The sequence below is a fragment of the Sulfurihydrogenibium sp. genome (assembly GCF_027448985.1).
Lineage (GTDB): Bacteria > Aquificota > Aquificia > Aquificales > Hydrogenothermaceae > Sulfurihydrogenibium.
Genome location: NZ_DAIDMN010000133.1, coordinates 1 through 2,142 on the forward strand (window position 1 = coordinate 1; position 2,142 = coordinate 2,142).

Consider the following 2,142-nt stretch of genomic DNA (forward strand, 5'->3'; position numbering starts at 1 on the left):
TAGAGTTAGACACCGGAGTTCCTATCGTTTATGAAATGGATAAAGAAGGAAATGTTTTAAACAAAGAAATCCGAAATTAATGATGAAATATACCCTAAAAGCGTTATAAGAGGAAAAGTTCTTATTCCAGCAAAAACTTCACCTTTAACTTTATATTCTCTCTCTAATCCTATAAAAAATCCTAAAACTAAAGATAAAGCAATCTCATATAGATTTTGGTATTCTTGCATTATTTTTTATTTTCTGTTTGTTGTTGCACTGGAATGTTTTCGATAACTGTATTAGACTTTGCAATCTTGATACTTAAATAAGATAAAATTAAAACTAATGCTAAAAATATACCACCAAGCCATGCTGTAATCTTTGTAAGGATGGTAGCAGCTGATGCACCTAAAACCGCTTTTGCAGCTCCGGAACCAAAAACAGCTCCTATCTCTGCCCCTTTTGTCTTTTGCATTAAGATTAAAACAATCAATAAAATCGATACTATTATCAGTACAATAGATAGCAAACCAAATAAAAATTCCAACTTTATACCTCCAACGTTTCTAAAATTATTTTGTAAAACTTATGAGGGTCAAGACTTGCTGTTCCAACTAAAAATCCTTCAACGTTTTTTGCTTTTATTAATTCTCCTGCGTTTTTTTCGTTTACACTTCCACCGTACAGTATTCTTGTATCACTATCGTTTCCTTTACTGATATCATTTATAAGATTTCTTATAAATAAATGAACTTCCTGAGCTTGCTCTACCGTGGCATTTACTCCAGTTCCGATAGCCCATACTGGTTCGTACGCAATATCTATAAGCCCTATTTCTCTTTCCAATCCTGCAACACCGAGTTTTATCTGTCTCTCCACTACGTTCATGGTTTTTCCAAGTTCTCTTTCTTCTAACGTTTCTCCAACACAAAGGATAGGTCTTAAACCATACTCAACAGCTGCAAGAATTTTTTTATTTATAAGGTCATCTTTTTCTCCAAAAATGTGTCTTCTTTCAGAGTGACCTATTATTACGTATTTAACATTTAATTCGTTTAACATTATAGGGGATATCTCTCCTGTGTATGCTCCTCTTTCTATGTAAAACATATTCTGAGCACCAAGATTTATACTTGTTTTTTCAAGAAGAGGGGAAACGGAAGCCAAAGCTGTAAAAGAGGGAGCTATCATTATATCTATCCCTTCAACATCTTTAACCATTTCTCTAAACTTTTCCACATAATCGATAGATTCACTAACAGTTTTGTTCATTTTCCAATTGGCTGCAATAAGGTATCTCATTTTTACCCCTTTTATTTTCTGATTTCTTTGTTTAAAACATTTCCTTCTTTATCCATTTCATAAACGATAGGAACTCCGGTGTCTAACTCTACTTTAATTATCTCTTCCGGAGTTAACTTTTCAAGGTACATAATTATTGACCTTAAAGAGTTACCATGTGCTACAACCAACACATTGTTTCCTTCGTAAATATCACCTAAAATAGCTCTTTCTAAAAACGGTATTGTTCTTGCTGCTGTGTCTTTTAAAGATTCTCCTTCCGGCGGTGCTATGTCATAACTTCTTCTCCAAAGATGTACAATTTCCGCTCCATACTTTTGTCTTGCCCTATCTTTGTTTAGTCCTTGAAGTGCTCCGTAATGTCTTTCATTTAAAGCTTGGTCTTTAATAACAGGAATTTGAAGTCCTACAACCTCTAAAATGATTCTAAGTGTTTCTTGGGCTCTTGTTAATGCGGATGTGTAAGCTACATTGAATCTTATATCTTTTAAAAGTTCTCCAGCTTTGAATGCTTCTTCTTTTCCTTTTTCAGTAAGCGGAACATCCACCCATCCTGTAAATCTGTTTTGAAGATTCCAAAAAGATTGTCCATGTCTTACTAAAACGAGTTTTGGCATTGTAACCTCCGAATTTTTTGCCCTTTATTATAACAGGTATTGCAATTTAAAATCAAATATGATATATTATATTTCTCGTATGTGAGTCGCTAGCTCAGTCGGTAGAGCACCGGTCTTTTAAACCGGTGGTCCTGGGTTCGATTCCCAGGCGACTCACTTTCAAGCGAATATGGCCCCATCGTCTAGCCTGGCCTAGGACACCGGCCTTTCACGCCGGCGACACGGGTTCGAATCCCGTTGG

4 protein-coding genes and 1 tRNA gene are annotated in these 2,142 nt (G+C 35.3%); 1 reads left to right on the top strand and 4 read right to left on the bottom strand.

Features of this window, described 5'->3' with window-relative positions:
- Positions 1 to 56: 56 nt before the first annotated feature.
- Genes NE054_RS07885 through NE054_RS07900 form a run of 4 tightly spaced genes read right to left on the bottom strand, consistent with a single transcriptional unit; the run spans position 57 to position 1,901 of the window.
- Positions 57 to 230 carry an MgtC/SapB family protein gene (locus NE054_RS07885; protein WP_297890401.1) on the bottom strand — a complete coding sequence of 58 codons (174 nt, stop codon included), beginning with the start codon at positions 228 to 230 and terminating at the stop codon, positions 57 to 59.
- Positions 230 to 529 carry a preprotein translocase subunit SecG gene (secG, locus tag NE054_RS07890; RefSeq protein ID WP_297890402.1) on the bottom strand — a complete coding sequence of 100 codons (300 nt, stop codon included), beginning with the start codon at positions 527 to 529 and terminating at the stop codon, positions 230 to 232. Before secG ends, NE054_RS07885 begins: the two co-directional genes overlap by 1 nt.
- Before the next feature lie 2 nt (positions 530 to 531).
- Positions 532 to 1,284 (bottom strand): triose-phosphate isomerase, encoded by a 753-nt coding sequence (gene tpiA, locus NE054_RS07895; protein WP_297890403.1) that lies wholly within the window; start codon positions 1,282 to 1,284, stop codon positions 532 to 534.
- Positions 1,285 to 1,295: 11 nt separating this feature from the next.
- Positions 1,296 to 1,901, bottom strand: coding sequence for a 2,3-bisphosphoglycerate-dependent phosphoglycerate mutase (locus NE054_RS07900; RefSeq protein WP_297890404.1), 606 nt, complete (start codon positions 1,899 to 1,901; stop codon positions 1,296 to 1,298).
- Between the two features lie 83 nt (positions 1,902 to 1,984).
- Between NE054_RS07900 and NE054_RS07905 the strand changes: the two genes are divergently transcribed.
- Positions 1,985 to 2,057, top strand: a tRNA-Lys gene (locus tag NE054_RS07905).
- Positions 2,058 to 2,142 lie beyond the last annotated feature (85 nt).